General features: G+C 76.0%; 5 protein-coding genes. 1 reads left to right on the top strand and 4 read right to left on the bottom strand.

From position 1 onward, the window contains the following. Positions 1-204: 204 nt before the first annotated feature. The 4 genes from ACGF13_RS09120 to hppD form a co-directional block, all read right to left on the bottom strand. Positions 205-945, bottom strand: a complete 741-nt coding sequence (locus ACGF13_RS09120) for a DUF4232 domain-containing protein (RefSeq protein WP_392870801.1) — start codon at positions 943-945, stop codon at positions 205-207. A 219-nt stretch (positions 946-1,164) separates the two neighbouring features. Next, entirely contained in the window at positions 1,165-2,391 is a 1,227-nt protein-coding gene (locus ACGF13_RS09115; protein WP_392871648.1) for a PLP-dependent aminotransferase family protein, read from the bottom strand. Positions 2,392-2,471: 80 nt separating this feature from the next. After that, positions 2,472-3,596, bottom strand: coding sequence for an alpha-hydroxy acid oxidase (locus tag ACGF13_RS09110; protein ID WP_392870798.1), 1,125 nt, complete (start codon positions 3,594-3,596; stop codon positions 2,472-2,474). Continuing rightward, positions 3,593-4,708 carry a 4-hydroxyphenylpyruvate dioxygenase gene (gene hppD, locus ACGF13_RS09105; RefSeq protein WP_392870795.1) on the bottom strand — a complete coding sequence of 372 codons (1,116 nt, stop codon included), beginning with the start codon at positions 4,706-4,708 and terminating at the stop codon, positions 3,593-3,595. Before hppD ends, ACGF13_RS09110 begins: the two co-directional genes overlap by 4 nt. A 430-nt stretch (positions 4,709-5,138) precedes the next feature. On the opposite strand from hppD, the gene ACGF13_RS09100 reads away from it, so the two are divergent. Continuing rightward, the gene (locus ACGF13_RS09100; RefSeq protein WP_392870792.1) at positions 5,139-23,813 is read left to right on the top strand and encodes a non-ribosomal peptide synthase/polyketide synthase; all 18,675 of its coding nucleotides are present in this window, start codon (positions 5,139-5,141) and stop codon (positions 23,811-23,813) included. Positions 23,814-23,817 lie beyond the last annotated feature (4 nt).

Genomic DNA, 23,817 nt, shown 5'->3' with positions numbered 1-23,817 from the left:
GTGGACGAAGTCTTAGCACACGCCTCCGACAAGCCCCCGCGAAGAGGCGGGAGGGCGGGCCGCCCGGCCCGCCCTCCCGTCGTGCGCGATCACCCGGTCACGGTGCCGGGGTCACCTGGAGCGGGTCCGACACCGACCGCACCGTCATACCGGGCGCCACTCGGGGGCCTACTCAGGGGTCCGCTCGGGGGGCTACCCGGCGGGCTACTTGGGGGCGGCCGTCATGGAGGCGACCGCGTCCGCCACGGTGGAGCGGTAGAGGCCCAGCTTGGGGTTCAGGACGTGCACGCCGTTGTCGAGCGGGAAGTTCCGGGTGTTCGCGAGGGGCATGTTGGTGCCGTCCTGGTCGACCAGCACGTTGAGTTCGTTGATGCCGGGGGCGGTGCCGGTGGTGGCGCCACTCGGGTCGAGGTCGATCACCGCGTAGGCCTTCTGCCCGGCCGCGACCGGGAAGCGCGAGGTGCCGCTGGCGAGCACCGGCCGGATGTTCCCGCTCTGGTCCTGCGAGGTGGAGTTGCCCAGGTCGACCGCCGGGGAGGAGCTCAGACTGCAGGCGCTCGCACCGGTGTTGTGCACCTCGATCACCCGCTGGCTCGGCGCCCCGGAGCGGATCGTCACCTGGATCGAGAGGTTCTGGATGTCGCACGGGCGGGCGGCGGCGCCGGCGTTCCCCCCGTCGGACTTGGTGCCGCCCGACGGGCTCGCGCCGGACGGCTTCGGCGGGGCGGAGTGCGACGGCGCCCCGGTGGCGGGTGCGCCCGCGGTGGGCGCCCCGGTGGCCGGGGCGGCCGCGGAGGGCGTGGCGGCCACCGGGGCGGCCGCGGAGGCCGTCGAGCCGCCGGCCGCGTCGGTGTTCTCCGGCCCGCAGGCGGTCAGCGCGAGCCCCGCCCCGACGACGAGGGCGGCGGAGGCGAGCAGCGGGCGGCGGTGGCGGCGGACGGTCATGGTGGCTCCCCGATGGCGGTGCGTGCTGTTGGCGACGGACACACCACAGGACGGCCGACCGGCCGGTTCCGGTGCCACGAACGGCGTCACAATCGCCGGGACACGGCGGGGACCGGACTGTGACATACGGTCAGGCGCGCCATGGTTGACATGCGCGCGGCCGCGTGGACCCGTCCGCGACCCCGCCCCGGGGTGGGGCGGGGGCCGCGAACGGGAAGGTCAGGCGAGCCGGTCGGTGAGCAGCCGGGCCAGCCGGCGCACCCCTTCCTCCACCTGGTCTGGCGTCAGAGCACTGACAGAGAGCCGGAGTTGGTTCGCGGCCTCCGGGGCGTCGTGGAAGTGGCGCATCGGGGTCCAGAGCACGCCGTAGTCCTGGGCGGAGGTTTCGAGGAGGGCGTCGTCGGCCTCGAAGGGGACGGTGACGACGAGGAAGAAGCCGCCGGTGGGGGTGTTCCAGGTGACGGGGCCGCCGGGCGGGAAGTGGGCGGCGAGGGCGGCCAGCAGGCGCTGGAGGTTCTCGCGGTAGCGGGCGGCCTCCCGCTCGTTGGCGCGGACCAGGCTGCCCTCGTGCTCCAACAGTTTCCCGGCGATGACAGCCTGGGCGATCGGCGAGGTGTTGACCGTCACCATGCTCTTGAGCTTGGCGAGTTCATCGGCGAACAGGCCGGTGGCCCCGTCCGGGGTGTGCACCTCCTGGTCGGCCACCACGAAGCCGATCCGGGCGCCGGGCAGGCCGGTCTTGGCGTAGGAGCCGAGGTAGACCACCCGGCCCCGGGTGTCCAGGGCCTTGAGGGTGGGCGGCCGCTCGCCGCCGGCGGTGAACAGGCCGTACGGGTTGTCCTCCAGGAGCAGCAGGCCCTCGCGCTCGGCGAGGTCCAGCAGGGCGTGGCGGGTGGCCAGGTCGAGGCTGAGGCCGGAGGGGTTGGAGTGGTCGGGCAGCAGGTAGCAGGCGCGCGGGCGCAGCCCGTCGGCGCGGGCCTGGCGCAGGACGGCGGCGAGGTCGTCGAGGTCCACGCCGCCGGGGCCGCTGCGGACGGTGCGCACGGGCATGTCGACCAGGCGGGCGGCGCCGGTGAGGCCGACGTAGGTGGGCGCGACGGCGAGGACGGCGTCGCGCTCGTCGCCGCGCAGCGCGCGCAGCACCAGGAACATGGCCTCCTGGCAGCCGACGGTGACCACGACGGAGGCCGGGTCGACGGTGATGCCCTCGTCGACGGCGAGGTTGCGGGCGACGAGCTCGTGGATGACGCCCTTGGTGCGGCCGTACTGGAGGAAGGTGCGGGCGGCCTGTTCGGCGGTGAGGCCCTGTTCCTCGGTGAGGTGGCGTTCGAAGCGGCGCAGGTAGCGGTGGACGTCCTCGATCGCGAAGTACTCCTCGCTGGGCCGGCCGGCGGCCAGGGAGATCGCGTCGGGGTGGCGGCCGGCGATCTCGTTGAGGAAGTTCATCGACTCCAGGGCCGGATCGGCCAGCGAGGAGTGCAGGTCGGCGAGGTCCAGGCGGGTCCGCGAGTGCGCGGAGGTGGTGGTCAACTGGGCTCCCTGGCAGGCGGAGTGGGGGTGCGGTGAGGCCGGACAACGGTGCGCAGGGTACGCGCCTCGGCGACGGAGGCGCAGCCGGCCAGGCCGAGGGCGTCGTCGAGTTCGGCGGCCAGCAGGTTGAGGACGGCGCTCACGCCGGCCTCCCCGGCGGTGGCGAGGCCCCAGAGGACCGGGCGGCCGACGAGCGCGGCGTCGGCGCCGAGGGCGAGGCAGCGCAGGACGTCCAGGCCGCTGCGGATGCCGCCGTCGACCAGCACCCGGCAGTCGTGGTCGCCGACGGCGGCGCGGACCTCGCCGAGCAGCTGGACGGCGGGGACGGCGCCGTCGAGTTGGCGGCCGCCGTGGTTGGAGACCACCACGGCGTCGACGCCGCTGCGGGCGGCGCGGGCGGCGTCCTCGGGGTCGAGGACGCCCTTGAGGACCAGCGGCAGGTCGGTGAGGCCGCGCAGTTCCTCGACGTCCGCCCAGGTGAGGGTGGGGGCGAAGGAGAGCGCGGTGTGCACGGCGACGGCGGAGCCGGGGACGGCGGTGTGGGCGGCCGAGTGGGCGGCCTCGGTGAGGTTGGCGGCGGTGACCTCGGGCGGCAGGGCGAAGCCGTTGCGGATGTCGCGCAGCCGGCGGCCCATCCAGGGCACGTCGACGGTGAGCACCAGGGCGGTACAGCCGGCCGCTTCGGCGCGGCGGACCAGGTCGAGGCGCTGTCCGCGGTCGCGCAGCCAGTACAGCTGGAACCAGGTGGTGGCCCCGGTCGCGGTGATCTCCTCGATCGGGTAGCTGCTGAGGGTGGCGGCGGTGAACGGGACGCCGGCCTTGGCGGCGGCCCGGGCGGCGGCCAACTCGCCGTCGGGGTGGGCGAGTCGGTGGTAGGCGACGGGGGCGACGGCGTAGGGCGCGGCGGCCGGGGTGCCGAGCAGTTCGCAGGCGGTGCTGCGGACGGAGACGTCGCGCAGGACGCGGGGGACGAGGAAGAGCTCGTCGAGGGCGGCGCGGTTGGCGGCGAGGCTGGCCTCGGCGCCGCTGCCGCCGGCGATGAAGTCGTGGACGGCGGGCGGCAGCAGGGCGGCGGCCCGCTGCTCGATCTCGTGGAGGGTGAGCGGCTGCGGCCCGGTCACGCCCGGCCGCCTTCCTGCCGGAGGCGCTCCACCTCGACGGCCTCGTACAGGGCCTTGATGTTGGAGCTGCCGAAGGTCTCGGCGCCGATGCGCTCGATGACCTCGTAGAAGAGGGTGCGGCGCTCGTGGCCGGAGCGGGTGAAGATCTGGAAGAGCTGGCCGCCGTGGTCCTCGTCGATCAGCAGGCCGAGTTCCCGCAGGTCGGCGATGGTGTGGGTGCGCGGGGTGACGCGGGCGGCGAGGGCGTCGTAGTAGGCGCCGGGGGTGGTGAGGAACCGCACGCCCCGCTCGGCGAGGGCGCGCACGGAGCGGACGGCGTCGGCGGCGCCGAAGGCGAGGTGCTGGACGCCGGCGCCGCCGTGCTTCTTGAGGAACATGTCGATCTGGCCGGGGTCGGCGGAGGTGTCCGGCTCGATGACGGTGAAGGTGACGCCGCGGCCGGGGCTCTGGACGACCTTGGAGTTCATCGCCTGGGTTCCGACGGCGATCCGCTCCTCGAAGGTCTGCTCGAAGCCGAGGACGGTGCGGTAGTGGGCCACGGTGGCGTCGAGCTCGCCGGCCGGGACGCAGACCGCGAAGTGGTCGAGGTCCAGCAGGCCGGGTTCGGGCTCCGCGCCGGGGCTCGCGGGGTCGGCGACGGCGGTGAAGCCGGGCGGGAGCAGGCCGGGGTCGGCCTCGTCGCGCTGGACGAAGGTGTGCACCACGTCGCCGAAGCCGCCGATGGTGGCGGTGACGGTGCGGTGCTCGCCGGGCAGTTCGCGCGGTCCGGCGATCGGGCGGCCGCCCCGACGCACCGCCTCGGCGAAGGCCGCGGCGGCGTCGGTGGTGCGCAGCGCGATGCCGGCGACGCCGTCGCCGTGGGCGAGCACGTAGGCGGCGGCCGGGTGGTCGTCGACGAGGGCCTGGGTGAGCACCAGGGTGATCCGGCCCTGGGTCAGGGCCAGGCCGCGGGCGTCCGCGGCGGCCGGGTCGGTGGTGCCCGCGACGGTGAAGCCGTAGCGCTCGCACAGTTCGGCCGCGGCGCGTTCGGCGTCGGCGACGTGCAGCTCCACGTGGTCGAGGTCGAGGTCCGCGGGGAAGGCGGCGGGGGCCTCGGTGGGCAAGGAGCGCATGCTGATGTCCTCTGCTCGCTCTGAGTGCTCGTTGGTGAGCTGGACAGTAGCGGGGGCGGCTGAACGGTCCGCGTGGGCGCGGGTGAACCGGATCGGGTCCAACTTCCGTTCAGTGTGGTGGATTTGGAAGGCGTCGCTATATCACAGATGAGGTCCGAGCGCAGGTGAATTCCACTGGTGTTCAAATGATCTTCATCTGGATGACCTCCGAACCCCTCGATGGGCCGCCGAGCGGCGGTTACATTGATCGCCACCACGGGGCATGACCTTCCGTCACCGGGTGTGCTCACCTCTCCCCGAGCACCCGGCCCCGTGGCCCCCCGGGCACGCCCCGGCCGGACCACCGGCCCACCCCGCCATGCCCGCACCCGCCACACCCGTACCCGTTCCACCCGTACCAGTTCCACACCGACCCCCGGAGCGCTCAACGATGTCGGACTCCCCGCTCGCCACCTGGCCGCTGCTCGCCGGGCAGGCCGGTCTGTGGTTCGCCCAGCAGCTCGACCCCGCCTCCCCCGCCTACCAGGTCGCCGAGTGCACCGAGATCCACGGCGCGCTGGACCAGGCGGTGTTCGCGCGGGCCGTGCGGTGGGTGCTGCGCGAGTGCGAGGCCCTGCGGCTGCGCTTCGAGGCGACGGACGGCGGGACGCTGCAGCGGCTCGACGAGGACGAGGAGCCGATGCCGCTGGTGGACGTCAGCGACGCCCCGGAGCCGTGGACGGCCGCGCTCGCCCTCATGCGCGCCGACCTCGCCCGCCCGCTGGACCCCTCGCGTGGCCCCGGCTCCACCCGGATCCTGTTCAAGGCCGCCGACGACCGCTGGTTCTGGTACCAGCGCGCCCACCACGCCCTGGTCGACGGCTTCAGCGGCCCGCTGGTCGCCGCCCGGACCGCCGAGGTCTACACCGCGCTGGTCGAGGGCCGGGAGCCCGCCGCCGACACCGCGCCGCCGGCCTTCCGCCACCTGGTCGAGGAGGAGGCCGCCTACCTCGCCTCCGACGCCCACCGGGCCGACCGCGCCTACTGGCTGGAGCGCCTCGCCGACCGCCCCGAGCACGCCACCCCGGCCGGCCGCACCGCCCCCGCCTCCCACCACCACCTGCGGCACGAGATCGAGCTGACGCCCGCCCACGCCGATGCCCTGCGCGGCGCGGCCCGGCGGCTCGGCGTCGGCTGGTCGGCACTCACCCTCGCCACGGCGGCCCTGTACACCGGGCGGCTGACCGGCACCGAGGACGTCGTCCTCGGGCTGCCGGTGCCCGCCCGGGTCGGCCGCACCGCCCGGGCCGTGCCCGGCATGCTCACCAACGTGCTGCCGCTGCGGATCTCCGCTCGCCCCGGGCAGAGCGTCCGCGAGCTGGTCCGCCACACCAGCGCGGCCGCCCGCGAGGCCCTGCGCCACCAGCGCCACCGCTACGAGGACCTCCGCCGGGAGCTCGGGCTGGTCGGCGGCAGCGCCCCGTTGGTGGGCCCCACGGTCAACATCATGTCCTTCGACTACGACCTCTCCTTCGGCGGCCACCGCGCGACCTTCCACAACCTCGGCAACGGCCCGGTGGACGACCTCGCGTTCGTGGTCTACGACCGGCTGGCCGGCCAGGGCATGCGCCTGGTCGTGGACGCCAACCCCGCGCTGTACGACGAGCGGCAGCTGGCCGACCACGCCGCCGGCTTCCTGCGGCTGCTCGACACCCTCGCCGCGAGCGGGCCGGACCTGCCGCTCGGCCGGATCGCCCTGGTCGACGCCGCCGGGGCCGAGCGGCTCACCGCGGCCGGTACCGGTGCCGCGGTGGAGACCGAACGCACCACGCTCACCGCACTGTTCGAGGCCCGCGCCGCCCGTACCCCGGAGGCCACCGCCCTCGTCTGCCGCGACGAGCGGGTCTCCTACGCCGAGCTCGACGCCCGCGCCGACCGGCTGGCCCGGGTGCTGGTCGGGCGGGGCGTCGGCGCCGAGGACCTGGTCGCGCTCGTGCTGCCCCGCTCGGTGGAGCTGGTGGTCGCGCTGCTGGCCGTGCTCAAGAGCGGCGCCGCCTACCTGCCGGTGGACCCGACCTGGCCGACCGAGCGCATCCGCTACATGCTCGCCGACGCCGGCCCGGTGCTGGCGCTCGCCGCGGAGGAGACCACGGCGGCGCTGGACGGCTGCCCGGCGCCCGTCCTGCTGCTGCCCGAGGACGGCACCGGCGCGGACGGCGTCCGTGCCGACGGCGCAGGTGCGGACGGCGCGGGTGCGCACGGCGCCGCCCCGGGCGAGGCCGAGCGGCTGCGGCCGCCGCTGCCCGAGCACCCCGCCTACGTCGTCTACACCTCCGGCTCCACCGGCCGCCCCAAGGGCGTGGTCGGCGTGCACGCCGCCGAGGTCAACCACCTGGCCGCGATCGCCCGCCGCCACCCGTACGTGCCCGGCCGGCCGCTGCTCGCCAAGAGCTCGCTGAGCTTCGTCGACGGGTCCAGCGAGCTGCTGGGCGCGCTGCTGCACGGCGAGGGCCTGGTGCTCGCCGACGGCGAGCAGGCCAAGGACCCGGCCGCCCTCACCCGGCTGATCGCCGAGCACGGGGTGGGCCGGATCATCGTGGTGCCCAGCCTGCTCGCGGCGATGCTGGACACCGCCGACCCGGCCGAACTCGCCTCCTGCGAGCTGTGGATCACCACCGGCGAGACCATCCCCGGCCACCTCGCCGCCCGCTTCGGCGCACTGCTGCCCGGCGCCCGGCTGGTCAACTTCTACGGCTCCTCGGAGATCTGCGGCGACTCCGTCTCCGGCGACTGCGGCCCCGACCGCCAGCCGATCGGCCTGCCCTTCGACAACACCACCGCGTACGTGCTGGACGCCGCGCTGCGGCCGGTGCCGGCCGGCGCCACCGGTGAGCTGTACGTGGGCGGCGAGGCCCCGGCCCGTGGCTACCTGCGCCGCCCCGGGCTCACGGCGGAACGTTTCCTCGCCGACCCGTACGGCCGGCCGGGCAGCCGGATGTACCGCACCGGCGACCTCGCCCGCTGGAACCGGCACGGCGAGATCGAGCTGCTCGGCCGCGCCGACGCCCAGGTGAAGATCCGCGGCAACCGGGTCGAGCCCGGCGAGGTGGAGGCCGCGCTCACCGCGCACCCGGCCGTCCGCCGGGCCGTGGTCCTGGTGCGCGACGGCCGGGCGGGCGAGCAGCTGCTGGTCGGCTACGTGGTGCCGGAGGAGGCCGGACCGGACGCCTTCGCCGCCGAGGAGCTGCGGGCGCACCTGCGCCGCACCCTGCCCGAGTACATGGTGCCGAGCGCCCTGGTGGCGCTGCCCGCCCTCCCGCTCACCCCGAGCGGCAAGATCGACCGACTCGCCCTGCCCGCACCGGAGTTCGCCACCTCGGGCGGCGGGCGAGGCCCGCGCGACGAGCGGGAGGCGCTGCTCTGCGGCGCCTTCGCCGAGGTGCTCGGACTGGCCGGGATCGGCGTCGAGGACGACTTCTTCGCGCTCGGCGGGCACTCGCTGCTGGCCACCCGCCTGCTCGGCCGGGTCCGGGCCCTGCTGGGCGTCGAGGCGAGCCTGCGCGACCTCTTCGAGGCCCCGACGCCGGCCGCCCTCGCCGACCGCCTGCGCCGCGAGGACGGTGCCGGCGCCGCCGCCCGGCCCACGCTGACGGCCCGCGAGCGGTCGGAGGCCACGCCGCTCTCCTACGCCCAGCAGCGCCTCTGGTTCCTGGAGCGGATGGGCACGGCGGGCTCCGCCTACCACCTGCCACTGGCCGTACGGCTCTCCGGCACCCTCGACACCGCCGCCCTCGAGGCCGCGCTCGGCGACGTCGTGGCCCGCCACGATTCGCTGCGGACGGTCTTCGACGAGGACGCCGAGGGCCTGGTCCGCCAGCGGGTGCTGGACGCCGCCGGGATCGCCGTCCCCTTCACCGTCACCGCCCTGGCCGAGGAGGCGCAGCTCGCCCCGGCGCTGGCCGCCGAGGCCGCGCCCGCCTTCGACCTCGCGGCCGGACTCCCGCTGCGCGCCGCCCTGTTCGCGCTCGGCGCGGAGGAGTACGTCCTTCAGCTGACGGTTCATCACATCGCCGCCGACGGCGGCTCGATGGCGCCGCTGGCCCGCGACCTGTCCACCGCCTACGCCGCCCGCGCGGCCGGCGAGGCCCCGCGGTGGGCCGAACTGCCGGTGCGGTACGCCGACTACACCCGCTGGCAGGGCGAGCTGCTCGGCTCGGCCGGGGACCCGGCGAGCCTGGCGGCCCGCCAGCTCGGCCACTGGCGCGAGGCCCTGGCCGGCCTGCCGGAGGAGCTGGAACTGCCGACCGACCGGCCGCGCCCCACCGTGGCCGGCCACCGGGGCGGCAGCGTGCCCGTCACCGTCTCCCCCGCCACCCACCGCCGGCTCGCCGAGCTGGCCCGGGCCGAGGGTGCCACCGTCTTCATGGCACTGCAGGCCTCGCTGGCCGCGCTGCTCTCCCGCCTCGGCGCGGGCACCGACATCCCGCTCGGCACCCCGGTGGCCGGTCGCGGCGAGGCAGCGCTGGAGGAGCTGGTCGGCTTCTTCGTCAACACCCTGGTGCTGCGCACCGACGTCTCCGGCGACCCGAGCTTCCGCGAACTGCTCGGCCGGGTCCGGGAGTCGGACCTCGCGGCCTTCGCCCACCAGGACGTCCCCTTCGAGCAGCTGGTGGACGCGCTCAACCCGACCCGCTCGCTGGCCCGGCACCCGCTGTTCCAGGTGATGCTCACCCTGCAGAACAACGCCGCCGCCGTCCTCGACCTGCCGGGCGTGCGGGCCCGGGTGGAGCCCACCGGCTCCCCCGCCGCCAAGTTCGACCTGGCCCTGAGCCTCACCGAAGTGCCCGCCAGCGGCGGGGAGTTCACCGACGGAGCGGCGTCCACCGAGGACGGAGGGTTCGCCGGGATCGAGGGCAGCCTGGAGTACGCGGCCGACCTCTTCGACCGGGCGAGCGCCGAACTGCTCGCCGAACGCTGGGTCCGGCTGCTGGACGCGCTGACCGCCGCCCCGGAGCAGCGGATCGGCGCGGCGGAGGTCCTCTCCGCCCAGGAGCGGGAGCGCATCCTCACCACCTGGAACGACACCGCCGTCCCCGTGCCCGACGCCACCCTGCCGGAGCTGTTCGCCGCCCGGGCCGCCCGCACGCCCGAGGCGACCGCGGTGGTCTTCGAGGGCGCGGAGCTGAGCTACGCCGAACTCGACGCCCGGGCCGACCGGTTGGCCCACCTGCTGGCCGCCCACGGCGCCGGCCCGGAGCGGACCGTCGCCGTGGTGCTGGAGCGCTCGCTCGACCTGGTCGTCGCCCTGCTCGCGGTGGTGAAGTCCGGCGCGGCCTACCTGCCGGTGGACCCCGGCCTCCCCGCCGAGCGCATCGGCTTCCTGCTGGAGGACGGCGCGCCCGCGCTCGTCCTGGCGGCCGAGGCCACCCGGGCCGCGCTGCCGGGCGTATCCGCCGACACCGTCCTGCTGGACGCCCCGGAGACCCTGGACCGGCTCGCCGCGCTGCCCGCCACCGCCCTGCCGCACGCGCCGCACCCGCAGAACCCGGCGTACGTGATCTTCACCTCGGGCTCCACCGGCCGCCCCAAGGGCGTGGCCGTCCCGCACCGCGGCATCGTCAACCGCCTGGCCTGGATGCAGCACGCCTACCGGATCGGCCCGCAGGACCGGGTGCTGCAGAAGACCCCGTTCGGCTTCGACGTCTCCGTGTGGGAGTTCTTCTGGCCGCTGCTGGAGGGCGCCACCCTGGTGGTCGCCAAGCCGGGCGGGCACAAGGACCCGGCCCACCTGGCCGAGCTGATCCGCCGCGAGCGCGTCACCGTCACCCACTTCGTGCCCTCCATGCTCCAGGCCTTCGTCCAGGAGCCCTCCGCCGCCGCCTGCACCGGCCTGCGCGCCGTGCTCTGCTCCGGCGAGGCCCTGCCCGCCGAGCTGCGCGACCGCTTCCTCGACCTGCTGCCGGACGTGCCGCTGCACAACCTCTACGGGCCGACCGAGGCCTCGGTGGACGTCACCGCCTGGGACTGCCGCACCCCGGCGGCCGGCGCCGGCGTGCCGATCGGACGCCCGGTCTGGAACACCCGGGTCCACGTGCTGGACGGCGCGCTGCGGCCGGTGGCCCCCGGGGTGCCGGGAGAGCTCTACCTGGCCGGCGTCCAGCTGGCCCGCGGCTACCTGGGCCGCCCCGGCCTGACCGCCGAACGCTTCACCGCCGACCCGTACGGACCTGCCGGCTCCCGGATGTACCGCACCGGCGACATCGCCAAGTGGACCGCGGAGGGCGCGCTGGTCTTCCTCGGCCGGGCCGACGACCAGGTGAAGATCCGCGGCTTCCGGATCGAACTCGGCGAGATCGAGGCCGCGTTGGCCGCCCACCCGGACGTCGCGCACGCCGCCGTCGTGGTCCGCGAGGACCAGCCGGGCGACCTGGGGGTCCCCCCGGCCGGAGGCTGGGGGAGGATCGTCGGCTACCTCGTCACCCGCGCCGGGGAGATCGAGCTCGCGGGCGTCCGCAAGCACCTCGCCACCACCCTGCCCGAGCACATGCTCCCCGCCGCCCTGGTCGTCCTCGACGCCCTGCCCGTCACCGCCAACGGCAAGCTCGACCGCCGGGCCCTGCCCGCCCCCGCCCTGAGCGCGGACCCGGCCGGACGCGCCCCGCGCACCGAGCGCGAGGCCCTGCTGGTGGCGCTGTTCGCGGAGCTGCTCGGCGTGGACGGCATCGGCATCGACGACGGCTTCTTCGACCTCGGCGGGCACTCCCTGCTGGCCACCCGCCTGGTCAGCCGGATCAGGACCGTCCTCGGGGTGGAACTGCCCGTCCGCGAGCTGTTCGAGGCACCGACCGTCGCCGCCCTGGCGGAGCGGCTGGACCGCGCCCGGGCGGCGCGCCGTCCGCTGCTGCGCGCCGAGCGGCCGCAGCTGGTGCCGGTCTCCTCCGCGCAGCGCCGGCTCTGGTTCCTCAACCGCCTGGAGGCGGGCGCCGCGTACCACATGCCGCTGGCCGTCCGCCTGACCGGACCGCTGGACCCCGCGGCCCTGGAGTCGGCGCTGGCCGACGTGGCCGGGCGCCACGAGACGCTGCGCACCGTCTTCGTCGAGGGACCGGACGGCTCGCCGTACCAGCGGGTGCCGGCGCAGGCCGCCGTACCGCTGGCCGTCCACCCGGCCACGGAGAAGGAGCTGCCGGGCGCCCTGCGCGCCGAGGCCGCCCGCGCCTTCGACCTGGCCGCCGAACCGCCGCTGCGCGCCGCGCTGTTCGCACTCGGCGCGGAGCAGCACGTGCTGCTGCTGACGCTGCACCACATCGCCGGTGACGGCTGGTCGCTGGCGCCGCTGGCCCGCGACGTCTCCGCCGCGTACGCCGCCCGGCTCGCCGGCGCGGCCCCGGCGTGGCAGGAACTCCCCGTGCAGTACGCCGACTTCGCGCTCTGGCAACAGGAGCTGCTCGGCCGCGAGGAGGACGCCGACAGCCTGCTCTCCCGGCAGCTGGACCACTGGCGGCAGGCCCTGGCCGGCCTGCCGGAGGAGCTGGCCCTGCCCACCGACCGGCTGCGCCCGCCGGTGGCGAGCCACCGGGGCGAGCCGAGCGCCGTGGAGATCCCGGCCGAGGTGCACGCCCGGCTGGTGGAGGTGGCCCGGGAGCACGGCGTCACCGTGTTCATGGTGCTGCAGGCCGCCCTGGCCGCGCTGCTCACCCGCCTCGGCGCGGGCGAGGACATCCCGCTCGGCACGCCCGTCGCCGGGCGCACCGACGAGGCCCTCGACGAACTGGTCGGCTTCTTCGTCAACACCCTCGTGCTGCGCACCGACACCAGCGGCGACCCGAGCTTCACCGAACTCCTCGGCCGCGTAAGGGAGGCCAACCTCGCCGCCCACCAGCACCAGGACGTCCCCTTCGAGCAGCTGGTCGACGCCCTCAACCCGACCCGCTCGCTGGCCCGCCACCCGCTGTTCCAGATCATGCTGGCGCTGCAGAACAACACCCGGGCCGTCCTCGACCTGCCCGGCCTGGAGTGCGAGGTCCAGCCGGTCGCGGCCGACACCGCGATGTTCGACCTCTTCCTCAACCTCTCCGAGCACACCGGCCCCGACGGCCGCCCGCAGGGCATCCGGGGCGCCGTCGAGTACGCCACCGACCTCTACGACCGCGCCACCGTCGAGACGCTGACCGCCCGCTGGGTCCGGCTGCTGACCGCGCTGGTCGAGGCGCCGCAGCGGCCGATCGGCGAGGCCGAGCTGCTGACCGCCGCCGAGCGCTCCCGCGTCCTCGCCGACTGGAACGCCACCGGGCGCACCGTCCCGGCCACCCCGCTGCCGGAGCTGTTCCGGTGGCAGGCCGCCCGCACCCCGCAGGCCGTCGCCCTCTCCTGCGAGGGCGCGGAGCTGAGCTACGCCGAGCTGGACGCCCGGGTCGAGCGGCTCGCCCGGCTGCTGGCCGCCCGGGGCGCCGGGCCGGAGCGGCGGGTCGCGCTCGCGCTGCCGCGCACCGCCGAGCTGGTGGTGGCGCTGCTCGCGGTGCTCAGGTCCGGTGCGGCGTACGTCCCGGTGGACCCGGAGTACCCGGCCGAGCGGATCGCCCATGTGCTGGAGGACTCCGCCCCGGTGCTGGTCCTCGCCACCGCCGGGACCGCCGACCGGCTGCCCGCCGGCCTCTCCTGCCCCGTCCTGCTGCTGGACCGCACGGACGAGGAGCCCGTCGAGGCCGAACTCCCCGTGCCGCTGCCCGCGCACCCGGCGTACGTCATCTACACCTCGGGCTCCACCGGCCGCCCCAAGGGCGTGGTGCTCTCGCACGCCAACCTGGCGAACTTCCTCGCCGACATGGCCGAGCGCTTCCCGCTCACCGGGCGGGACCGCTGGGCGGCCATCACCACGGTCTCCTTCGACATCGCCGCGCTGGAGCTGTACCTGCCGCTGATCTCCGGCGCCCGGGTGGAGCTCGTCCCGCGCGCCACCGTGCTCGACCCGGGCGCGCTGGCTGCCCTGCTCACCCGCTCGGGCGCCACCGTGCTGCAGGCCACCCCGTCGCTGTGGCGGGCACTGGCCGAGCGGGCGGGCGAACTGCCGCCGCTGCGGGTGCTGGTGGGCGGCGAGGCGCTGCCCGCGCCGCTGGCCGCCGAGCTGTGCCGGATCGGCGAGACCGTCAACCTGTACGGCCCGACCGAGACCACCGTCTGGTCCACCACCGCGCCCGTCACCCCGGGCACGGACCCGACCATCGGCCGGCCGATCGCCAACACCCGGGCGTACGTCCTGGACGACCGGCTGCGGCCCGTCCCGCCGGGCGTCGCCGGGGAACTCTGCCTGGCCGGTGACGGCCTGGCCCGCGGCTACCACGACCGTCCGGCCCTGACCGCCGAGCGCTTCACCGCCGACCCGTACGGCCCGGCCGGCTCCCGGATGTACCGCACCGGCGACCGGGCCCGCTGGAACGAGCGCGACGAGCTGGTCTTCCTCGGCCGCGCCGACGCCCAGGTGAAGATCCGCGGCCACCGGATCGAGCCCGGCGAGGTCGAGGCCGCGCTGCTGGCCCACCCCGCCGTCGGCCAGGCCGCCGTGGTGGCCCGCGAGGACCTGCCCGGAGACGTCCGGCTGGTCGGCTACGTGGTGCCCGCCGCCGGTGCGGCCGACCGCGACCGGGGCCGGGAGGCCGAGCAGGTCGGCGGCTGGCAGCAGGTCTTCGACGCCGAGTACCGGCAGAGCGCCGGGCAGGCGCTGGGCGCCGACTTCGCGCTCTGGAAGAGCGGCTACGACGGCCTGCCGATCCCGGCCGAGCAGATGGCCGAGTGGCGGGACACCACCGTCGCCCGCGTCCTCGGGCTGCGGCCGCGCCGGGTGCTGGAGATCGGCGTCGGCAGCGGACTGCTGCTGGCACAGCTCGCGCCGCACTGCGAGGCGTACTGGGGCACCGACGTGTCCGGCGGCGTGATCGGCTCGCTGCGCGCCAAGGTGGCGGCCGAGCCGTCCCTGGCCGGGAAGGTCGAGCTCACGGCGCAGCCGGCGCACGTCCTGGACGTCCTGGACGGCCTGCCGACCGGCTGCTTCGACACCGTCGTGATCAACTCCGTCGCCCAGTACTTCCCCGGCGCCGACTACCTGGTGGACGTCCTGCGGCAGGCGCTGGAGCTGGTGGTGCCCGGCGGCACGGTGTTCCTGGGCGACCTGCGGGACCTGCGGCTGCAGCGCTGCTTCCAGACCGCGGTCCGGCTGGGCCGGGCGGCGGACGACGCCGACCCGGCGCAGCTGCGCCGGGAGGTGGAGCAGGCGGTGGCCGGCGAGGAGGAACTGCTGGTCGACCCGGCGCTGTTCGCCGCCCTGGCCGGCCGGCTGCGCGAGCTGGCCGGCGTCGAGGTGCTGCTGCGGCGCGGACGCCACCACAACGAGCTGAGCCGCTACCGCTACGACGCGGTGCTGCGCCGACGGCCGGCCGGGGGCGGATCCCCCGCCCCGACCCTGCGCCACCGCTGGGCGGGCGAACTCGACGGGATCGCCGCGCTGTTGGACGGGCAGCGGCCCGAGCGGCTGCGGGTGACCGGCGTCCCCAACGGGCGGATCGCGGCGGAGCTGGCGGCGCTGCGCGTCCTGGACGGCGGCGGATCCGTCGCCGCCGCGAAGGCCGCGGCCGCCACCGGGTCCGCGCCGGATCCGGAGGAGTTCCACGCGCTCGGCGAGCGGCTCGGCTACCGGACCGCCGTCACCTGGGCGCCCGGGGACCCGGGCGCCGTGGAGGTCGTGTTCTCCGCCCCGGGCGTCACCCCGGAGGCCCCCGAGGCCTGGGCGGCCCCCGAGGCTCCCGCAACCTCCGCGGCCCCCGAGGCCGCCGCGGCCTGGGCGGCCGCCCCCGCCGCCGCCGTCTTCACCAACGTCCCGGCGGGCGCCCGTGACCTCGCGGCGCTGGTCCGCGAGCTGCGCGACCACCTCGCCGGGCAGCTGCCCGCCCACCTCGTCCCGAGCGTCCTGATGACCGTCGACGCGATGCCGCTGACGCCCAACGGCAAGCTGGACCGCAAGGCGCTGCCCGCCCCGGACGCCACCGCCGCCGCCACCGGCCGGGCACCCCGGAACGAACGCGAGGAGCTGCTCTGCGCGGTCTTCGCCGAGGTGCTCGGGCTGGCCTCGGTCGGCATCGACGACGGCTTCTTCGAGCTCGGCGGGCACTCCCTGCTGGCCACCCGCCTGGTCAGCCGGGTCCGCGCCGTCCTGGGCGCCGAACTCGCCATCCGCGACCTCTTCGAGGCACCCACCGTCGCCGCCCTCGCCACCCGCCTCGACCACGCCGGCACCGCCCGCCCCGCCCTCCTCGCGGGCGAGCGCCCGGCCGACCTCCCCGTCTCCTACGCCCAGCGCCGGCTCTGGTTCCTCGACCGGCTGGACACCGCCGGGACGGCCTACCACCTGCCGCTGGCCGTCCGGCTGCGCGGTCGCCTGGACGCACGGGCCCTGGAGGCCGCGCTGGGCGACGTGGTGGCCCGGCACGAGGCGCTGCGCACCGTCTTCGCCGAGGGCCCGGACGGGGAGCCGCTGCAGCGCGTCCTCACCGAGGCCGCCGTCCCACTGACCGTCCACCCGGCGACGGAGGAGGAGCTGCCCGCCGCGCTCGCCGCGGAGGCCGCCCACCCCTTCGACCTGGCCGCCGAACTCCCGCTGCGGGCCGCTCTGTTCACCGTCGGCACGGAGGAGCACGTACTGCTGCTGACCGTGCACCACATCGCCGCCGACGGCTGGTCGATGGCCCCGCTGGCCCGGGACGTCTCCACCGCGTACGCGGCCCGGCTCGACGGCGCGGCCCCGGCGTGGATGCAACTCCCCGCCCAGTACGCCGACTACGCGCTGTGGCAGCGCGCCCTGCTGGACGGCGGCACCGCCGAACGGCAGCTGGACCACTGGCGGCAGGCCCTGGCCGGCCTGCCGGAGGAGCTGGCCCTGCCCACCGACCGGCCGCGCCCGGCGGCGGCGAGCCACCGCGGCGGCGCCGTCCGGCTCACCGTGCCCGCCGAACTGCACCGCACCCTGGCCGAGTTGTCCCGGAGCCACGGTGTCACCCTGTTCATGACCCTGCAGGCCGCGCTGGCCGCACTGCTCACCCGCCACGGCGCGGGCGAGGACATCCCCGTCGGCACGCCCGTCGCCGGGCGCACGGACCAGGCGCTGGACGAGCTGGTCGGCTTCTTCGTCAACACCCTCGTGCTGCGCACCGACACCGGCGGCGACCCGAGCTTCACCGAACTCCTCGGCCGCGTCCGGGAGAACAACCTCGCGGCCTTCGCCCACCAGGACCTGCCCTTCGAGCAGCTGGTCGACGCCCTCAACCCGACCCGCTCGCTGGCCCGCCACCCGCTGTTCCAGATCATGCTGACCCTGCAGAACAACGCCGAGGCGGTGCTGGAACTGCCGGGCGTGCGGGGCACGGTGGAGCCGATGCCCGCGCCGGACAGCAAGTTCGACCTGTCCCTGCGGCTCGCCGAACTGCCCGGCGGCCAGGGCCTGGAGGGCGCGCTGGAGTTCGCCGCCGACCTCTTCGACCGGGAGACCGTCGAGCGGCTGGCCGAGCGCTGGCTGCGGCTGCTGGCCGCCGTCGCCGCCGAGCCCGCGCGGCGGATCGGCGAGGTCGAGCTGCTGGACGCCGCCGAGCGCCGCCGCATCCTCACCGAGTGGAGCACCGGCGCCCCGGCCTCCGCCCCCGGCGGCACCCTGGCCGAACTGTTCGAGCGGCAGGCCGCCCGCACCCCGGAGGCGACCGCCCTGCTCGCCGCCGGCCGGGAGCTGAGCTACGCCGAGCTGAACGCCCGCGCCAACCGCCTGGCCCGGCTGCTGATCGCGCACGGCGTCGGCCCGGAGCGGATCGTCGCCCTCGCCCTGCCGCGCACCCCCGACCTGGTGGTGGCGCTGCTCGCGGTGGCCAAGGCCGGCGGCGCCTACCAGCCGGTGGACCCGTCCTACCCGGCCGAGCGGATCGCCTACCTGCTCACCGACGCCGCACCGGTGCTGCTGCTCACCGACCGGGCCACCGCCTGCGTCGTCCCGGCCGGGGCCACCGTGCCGCGGCTGCTGCTGGACTCCGCGTCCACCGTCGACCGGCTCGCCGCGCTGCCCGACACCGACCCGGCCGACGCGGAGCGCACCGAGCCGCTGCGCCCCGGCCACCCGGTGTACGTCATCCACACCTCGGGCTCCACCGGCCGCCCCAAGGGCGTCGTGGTCGAGCACCGCTCACTGGTCAACTACCTGCGCTGGAGCGGCCCGTCCTACGCCGCCGCGCGGGGCACCGCCCTGGTGCACTCGCCGGTCTCCTTCGACCTGACGGTGGTCGGCCTCTACACCCCGCTCACCACCGGCGGCACCGTGCACCTCGCGGCGCTGGAGGAGGACGAGGCCACCCTGCGCGCCGTCACCGCGCACCCCACCACCTTCATGAAGTGCACCCCCAGCCACCTGCCGATGCTGGAGGACCTCCCGGCCGGGTACTCGCCGACCGGGCAGCTGCTGCTCGGCGGCGAGGCGCTCACCGCCGAGGCGCTGGCCGCCTGGCGTCGGCTCCACCCGCGGGCCGAGGTGGTGCAGCACTACGGGCCCACCGAGGCGACCGTCCACTGCACCGAGAAGCGGATCGCCCCCGGCCGGGAGCTCCCGCCCGGCCCGGTGCCGCTGGGCCGCCCGATCGCCGGCGCCCGGCTGTACGTGCTGGACGACCGGCTGCGGCCCGTCCCGGCCGGTGTGCCCGGCGAGCTGTACATCGCCGGGGCCGGGCTGGCCCGCGGCTACCTGGAGCGGCGCTCGCTGACCGCCGAGCGCTTCACCGCCGACCCGTACGGCCCGGCCGGCGCCCGGATGTACCGCACCGGCGACGTGGTCCGCTGGACGGCCGGGGGCGAGCTGGTCTTCCTCGGCCGGGCCGACGACCAGGTGAAGATCCGCGGCTTCCGGATCGAACTCGGCGAGGTGGAGGCCGCGTTGGGCCGCCTGCCGCAGGTGCGCCGGGCCGCGGTGGTGGTCCGCGAGGACCGCCCGGGCGACAAGCGCCTGGTCGGCTACGTGGTGCCGGCCGAGGGCCCGCGGCCCGAGCCGGCGGCGCTGCGCCGGGACCTCGCCGCCGGACTGCCGGAGTACCTGGTGCCGGCCGCGATCGTGGTGCTGGACGCCCTGCCGACCACCGGCAACGGCAAGCTCGACCGGCGCGCCCTGCCCGCTCCCGACTGGTCGGCCGGCGCCACCGCCGGCCGGGCGCCGCGCACCCCGCGCGAGGAGGTGCTCTGCGCGCTGTTCGCCGAGGTGCTCGGGGTGTCCGAGGTGTCCGCGGAGGACGACTTCTTCGCCCTCGGCGGGCACTCCCTGCTGGCCACCCGCCTGGTCAGCCGGGTCCGGGCCGTGCTGGGCGCCGAACTCGCCATCCGCGACCTCTTCGAGGCGCCCACCGTCGCCGCCCTCGCCACCCGCCTCGACCACGCCGGCACCGCCCGCCCCGCCCTCCTCGCGGGCGAGCGCCCGGCCGACCTCCCCGCCTCGTACGCCCAGCGCCGGCTCTGGCTGCTGGACCGGCTGGGGAACGGCGGAGCCGCCTACCACCTGCCGATGGCCGTCCGGCTCTCTGGGCCGCTGGACGTCGCCGCCCTGGCGGCCGCCGTCGGCGACCTGGCCGACCGGCACGAGGCGCTGCGCACGGTGTTCGCCGAGGGCCCGGACGGGCTCCCGTACCAGCGGGTGCTCGCCGAGGCCGCCGTCCCGCTGACCGTCCACTGGGTGCGGGAGGAGGAGCTGCCCGCCGCGCTCGCCGCCGAGGCCGCCCGCCCCTTCGACCTGGCCGCCGAACCGCCGCTGCGCGCCGCCCTGTTCGCCCTCGGCGAGGGCGACCACGCGGTGCTGCTCACCCTGCACCACATCGCGGGCGACGGCTGGTCGATGGCACCGCTCGCCCGGGACCTCTCCACCGCCTACGCGGCCCGCGCCGAGGGCACGGAACCCGCCTGGGCGCCACTGCCGGTGCAGTACGCCGACTACGCGCTCTGGCAGCACGAGCTGCTCGAAGGTGACCTGACAGAACGTCAGATCACCTACTGGCGCGAGGCACTGGCCGAACTGCCGGAGGAGCTGGCGCTGCCCGCGGACCGGCCGCGCCCGCTGGAGGCGAGCCACCGCGGCGCCACCGTCGCCTTCACCGTGCCGGCCGAGGTCCACCGCGGCCTGGCCGAACTGTCCCGCGCCCACGGGGTCACCCTCTTCATGGCCCTGCAGGCCGCTCTCGCCACCCTGCTCTCCCGCCTCGGCGCGGGCGAGGACATCCCGCTCGGCACCCCCGTCGCCGGGCGCACGGACCAGGCGCTGGACGAGCTGGTCGGCTTCTTCGTCAACACCCTGGTGCTGCGCACCGATCTCTCCGGGGACCCGAGCTTCGCCGAACTCCTCGGCCGGGTCCGGGAGTCCGATCTCGCGGCCTTCGCCCACCAGGACGTCCCCTTCGAGCAGCTGGTGGACGCGCTCAACCCGACCCGCTCGCTGGCCCGCCACCCGCTGTTCCAGGTGATGCTGGCACTGCGCAACAACGCCGAGGCGGAGCTCGCCCTGCCGGGCCTGACCGCCACCACCCTGGCCCCCCAGGGCGGTTCGGCCAAGTTCGACCTCTCGCTCTTCCTCACCGAGGAGTTCACCGACGAGTTCACCGAGGAGCTCACCGGGGAGTTCACCGGGCGCCCGGGCGAGGACCGCACCCCGGCCGGTCTGCGCGGCGAACTGGAGTACGCCACCGACCTGTTCGACCACGCGAGCGCCGAACTGCTGGCCGAGCGCCTGGTCCGGGTGCTCGCCGCCGTCGCGGCCGACCCGGCGCAGCGGATCGGCGCGGTGGAGGTCCTCGCCGAGGAGGAGCGCGAGCGCATCCTCGCCGGCTGGAACGACACCGCCGGCGAACTGCCCGACACCACCCTCCCGGCGCTGTTCGAGGCCCAGGCCGCGCGCACCCCGGAGGCGACCGCGCTGGTCGTGGAGGGCGTCGAGCTGAGCTACGCCGAGCTCAACGCCCGGGCCAACCGCCTCGCCCACCTGCTGGTCGAGCAGGGCGCCGGTCCGGAGCGGACGGTGGCCCTGGTGCTGGAGCGCTCGATCGACATGGTCGTCTCACTGCTGGCCGTGCTGAAGTCCGGCGCGGCCTACCTGCCGATCGACCCGGAGTACCCCGCCGACCGGATCGGCTACGTCCTGGCCGACGGCGCCCCCGTCCTCTCCCTCACCACCACCGCGACCGCCGGCGTGCTGCCGGGCGGTGTCGAGGTGCCGATCGTGGCCCTCGACCGGGCCGCGCTCGACGAGTACCCGGCCACCGACCAGGCCCCCCGGGCCCGCCCCGACCACCCGGCGTACGTCATCTACACCTCGGGCTCCACCGGCCGCCCCAAGGGCGTCGCCGTCCCGCACCGCGGGGTGGTCAACCGGCTCGCCTGGATGCAGGCCGACCACGTGCTGCGCCCGGCGGACCGGGTGCTGCAGAAGACCCCGTTCGGCTTCGACGTCTCCGTCTGGGAGTTCTTCTGGCCGCTGCTGAACGGCGGCACCCTGGTGCTCGCCAAGCCCGGCGGGCACAAGGACCCGGCCTACCTGGCCGAGCTGATCCGCCGCGAGCGGATCACCGTCACCCACTTCGTGCCCTCGATGCTCCAGGCCTTCGTCCAGGAGCCCACCGCCGCCGCCTGCACCGGCCTGCGCGGGGTGTTCTGCTCCGGCGAGGCCCTGCCGGCCGAGCTGCGGGACCGCTTCTTCGGCGTCCTGCCGGGCGTGCCGCTGCACAACCTGTACGGGCCGACCGAGGCGTCCGTGGAGGTCACCGCCTGGCGCTGCGAGCCGGGCGCGGACGGGGCGGCGGTGCCGATCGGCCGCCCGGTGGCCAACACCCGGGTGTACGTGCTGGACGGCGCGCTGCGGCCGGTGGCCCCCGGGGTGCCCGGGGAGCTCTACCTGGCCGGCGTCCAGCTGGCCCGCGGCTACCTGAACCGGCCTGGCCTGACCGCCGAGCGCTTCACCGCCGACCCGTACGGCCCGGCCGGCGCCCGGATGTACCGCACCGGCGACGTGGTCCGCTGGACGGCCGAGGGCGAGCTGGTCTTCCTCGGCCGGGCCGACGACCAGGTGAAGATCCGCGGCTTCCGGATCGAACTCGGGGAGATCGAGGCCGCGTTGGCCGCGCACCCGGACGTCGTGCACGCCGCCGTCGTGGTCCGCGAGGACCGCCCCGGGGACAAGAGGATCGTCGGCTACGCCGTCACCCGGACCGGGGAGCTGGACCAGGCGGACGTCCGTGCGCGGCTCGGCGCCACGCTGCCCGACTACATGGTCCCGAGCGCCCTGGTGGTGCTGGCGGCGCTGCCGCTCACCGCGAGCGGCAAGCTGGACCGCCGGGCGCTGCCCGCGCCCGACTACTCGGCGGCGGTCACCGAGCGCGCCGCCGTCGGCGGACGCGAGGAGCTGCTGGCCGCGCTGTTCGCGGAGCTGCTCGGCCTGGAGCGGGTCGGCGTCGACGACGGCTTCTTCGAGCTGGGCGGCGACTCCATCACCTCGCTCCAGCTGGTCGCCCGGGCGCGCGCCGCCGGTCTGGTGTTCACCGCCCGGGACGTGTTCACGCGGCAGACCGTCGCCGAACTCGCGCTGATCGCCGAGGAGGCCGGACAGGCCGTCACCGAGGACGACGGCACCGGCGACCTCCCCGCCACCCCGATCATGCACTGGCTGCGCGAACGCGGCGGCCCGGTCGACGGCTTCCACCAGGCGATGCTGCTCCAGGTGCCCGCCGACCTGGGCCCGGAGCGCCTGACCGGCGCGCTGCGCGCCCTGCTGGACCACCACGACGCGCTGCGCGCCCGGCTGGTGGTCGCCGAGGACGGCGGCTGGAACCTGCACGTCCCGCCGCGCGGCAGCGCCGAACCCCGGATCGCCCGGGTCGACGCCACCGGCCTGGACGCCACCGCACTGCGCGCCCGCTTCGAGGAGCAGGCCAGGGCCGCCCAGGCCCGGCTCGACCCGGCGGCCGGCGAGATGGTGCAGCTGGTCTGGTTCGACGCCGGCCCCGACACCCCCGGCCGACTACTGGTGATGATCCACCACCTGGTCGTGGACGGCGTCTCCTGGCGCATCCTGCTGCCCGACCTCGCCGCCGCCTGGCACGGCGAGACCCTCCAGCCCACCGGCACCTCCTTCCGCCACTGGGCCCACCTCCTCCGGCAGGAGGCCGGGGAGCGCGCCGCCGAACTGCCGTACTGGCGTGACACCCTGGCCGGCCCGGACGCCCTGCTCGGCGGCCGCCCGCTCGACCCGCGGCGGGACACCCGGGCCACCGTCGGCCACCTGGAGCTGGCCCTGCCGCCCGAGCTGACCGAGCCGCTGCTGACCACCGTCCCCGCGCTGTTCCACGCCGAGGTCAACGACGTGCTGCTGACCGCCCTCGCCCTGGCCGTCCAGCGGCAGCGCGCGGAGTCCGGCGGGGTGCTGGTCGAGCTGGAGGCGCACGGCCGCGAGGAGTTCACCGACGGCGTGGACCTCTCCCGGACGGCCGGCTGGTTCACCGTCGCCCACCCCGTCCGGCTGGACCCGGGCGCCCTGGACTGGGCCGAGGTCACCGAGGCCGGGCCCGCCCTCGGCCGCGCGCTGAAGGCCGTGAAGGACCAGCTGCGCACCATCCGGGACCACGGCCTCGGCTACGGGCTGCTGCGCCATCTCAACCCGGAGACCGCCCCCGTACTGGCCGAACTCCCGGCCCCGCAGCTCGGGTTCAACTACCTCGGCCGCTTCGCCACCGCCACCGGCGGCGGCGAGGACTGGGGCCCCGCGCCCGAGCTCGGCGCGATGTTCGGTGGCGCCGACGACGCGGCCCCGCTGGCACACACCGCCACCGTCAACGCGCGGACCGAGGACCGCGCCGACGGCCCCCACTTCGTCGCCGCCTGGTCCTGGGCCACCGGGGTGCTCTCCGAACCGGAGGTGCGCCGGATCGGCGAGTCGTGGTTCGAGGCGCTGACCGCCCTGGTGCGGCACGCCGGCAACGACGGCGTCGGAGGTCTGAGCACCTCCGACGTCTCCCTGGTCGAACTGAGCCAGGACGAGATCGACCTGTTCGAAGACGAGTTCGCGGATTGGGACCTGTAAGCAC

This window comes from Kitasatospora sp. NPDC048286 (assembly GCF_043201735.1).
GTDB lineage: Bacteria > Actinomycetota > Actinomycetes > Streptomycetales > Streptomycetaceae > Kitasatospora.
This window is presented reverse-complemented; position numbering and strand designations above follow the sequence as displayed.

Excerpts from the sequence above, each read along its gene's own strand:
- ACGF13_RS09115 (WP_392871648.1), bottom strand. The coding sequence starts at position 2,391 with ATGAACTTCCTCAACGAGATCGCCGGCCGCCACCCCGACGCGATCTCC.
- hppD (WP_392870795.1), bottom strand. The coding sequence starts at position 4,708 with ATGCGCTCCTTGCCCACCGAGGCCCCCGCCGCCTTCCCCGCGGACCTC.
- ACGF13_RS09120 (WP_392870801.1), bottom strand. The coding sequence starts at position 945 with ATGACCGTCCGCCGCCACCGCCGCCCGCTGCTCGCCTCCGCCGCCCTC.
- ACGF13_RS09100 (WP_392870792.1), top strand. The coding sequence starts at position 5,139 with ATGTCGGACTCCCCGCTCGCCACCTGGCCGCTGCTCGCCGGGCAGGCC.